Origin of the sequence: Pseudomonas fluorescens (genome assembly GCF_000967965.1) — a bacterium.
Classification (GTDB): Bacteria; Pseudomonadota; Gammaproteobacteria; order Pseudomonadales; family Pseudomonadaceae; genus Aquipseudomonas; species Aquipseudomonas grandcourensis.
Genome location: NZ_LACC01000054.1, coordinates 1 through 1,805 on the forward strand (window position 1 = coordinate 1; position 1,805 = coordinate 1,805).

Sequence of the window (1,805 nt, forward strand, 5' to 3'; positions counted from 1 at the left end):
TGCAACTCCGGCGTGAAGCCGGGCAAGCGGTTGATGCCTTCTTCCAGGGCCAGGAAGTACTTGAGCACCGCGCCGCCCCAGATTTCACCTGGCACCACGCACAGAACCCCCGGCGGATAAGGCAACGCGCCCTCGGCGGCAATGCGCCCGTCGGCATCCGCCAGCGCCACCAGTTCGACGTTGCCGCGGATGTACTCGATTTGCGCTTGCTGCGGGTTCATGGCCTTTTTCGGGAAGTGTTCCTTGCGGAACATGTCCTTCTGCAACTGCTGCACATTGTGATGGCGGTACAGGTCGTGCATTTCCTGGCAGAGCTGGCGAATGGTGTAGTTGCGATAGCGTTCCTGATGTTGCGCGTAGATCGCCGGCAGCACCCGGCTCATCGGTGCGTCATCGCTGATGAAACGTTCGAAGCGGGCGATCTGCGCGGCCAGGTGGGTCATCTTCGCCCAGTCTTCGGCCGGCGTGAGCAGGAACAGGATCGAGTTGAGGTCGCACTTTTCCGGGACGATGCCGTTCTCGCGCAGGAAGTTGGCCAGGATGCCGGCGTGAATGCCGAAGTCGGTGTAGCTGCCGTCCACCGGGTCGATGCCCGGTGTGGTGAACAGCAACTTGCACGGGTCGATGAAGTACTGCTTCTCGGCGTAGCCGGCAAAGGCGTGCCAGCGGTCCTTGGGATGGAACTCGAAGAAGCGGATGTCGTTGGCGATTTCTTCCGTTGGATAGTCTTCCCAGGCGCGCCCTTCAATGCTGTACGGCACGAACGGGCGGACCATGGTGCAGGCTTCGAGGATCAACTTGCGCGCCTCGATGCCGAACTTCACGCAGTCTTCCCACAGGCGCAGGCCACTGCGGCCCGAGTGAATGCGCGCATTCACATCCAGCGAGGCGAACAACGGGTAGAACGGGCTGGTGGACGCCTGGGCCATGAAGGCGTTGTTGAGCCGGTGATGGTTGCAATAGCGCGCCTGGCCTTTGATGTGGCGGTCTTTCTTGTGCACCTGGGAGGCCTGGGAAAAACCGGCCTGCTGTTTGTGCACCGACTGGGTGACGAAGATGCCCGGGTCGTTCTCGTCGAGATCCAGCAACAGCGGCGAGCAGTCTTTCATCATCGGGATGAACTGCTCGTAGCCGACCCACGCCGAGTCGAACAGGATGTAGTCACACAGCTTGCCGATGCGGTCGACCACTTGCCGGGCGTTGTAGATGGTGCCGTCATAGGTGCCCAGTTGAATGATCGCCAGGCGAAATGGTCGTGGCAGTTGCGCCTTGTCCGGGGCGACCTCGGCGATCAGTTCGCGCAGGTAGTCCTCTTCGAAGCAGTGGGCGTCGATGCCGCCGATAAAACCGTAGGGGTTGCGCGCGGTTTCGAGGTAGACCGGCGTGGCGCCGGCCTGCAACAGCGCGCCCTGGTGGTTGGACTTGTGGTTGTTGCGGTCGAACAGCACCAGGTCACCGGGGGTCAACAGGGCGTTGGTCACCACCTTGTTCGAGGCCGAGGTGCCGTTGAGCACGAAGTAGGTCTTGTCCGCGTTGAACACCTGCGCGGCGTGTTTCTGCGCCAGCAGCGCCGGGCCTTCGTGGATCAGCAGGTCGCCGAGCTTGACGTCGGCGTTGCACATGTCGGCGCGAAACAGCGTCTCGCCGAAGAAGTCGAAAAACTGCCGACCGGCCGGGTGCTTGCGAAAGAACTGGCCGCCCTGGTGACCGGGGCAGGCAAAGGTGGCGTTGGCCGCCTCGGTGTAATGTTTGAGCGCGTCGAAGAACGGCGGCAGCAGGCTTGCTTCATAGGCCTTGGCGGCGGT

1 protein-coding gene is annotated in these 1,805 nt (G+C 62.2%); it reads right to left on the reverse strand.

The window, feature by feature from the left end; genetic code table 11:
* A partial coding sequence (gene speC, locus VC35_RS27830) for an ornithine decarboxylase (protein WP_046043925.1) occupies positions 1–1,805 on the reverse strand: 1,805 nt, incomplete at both ends.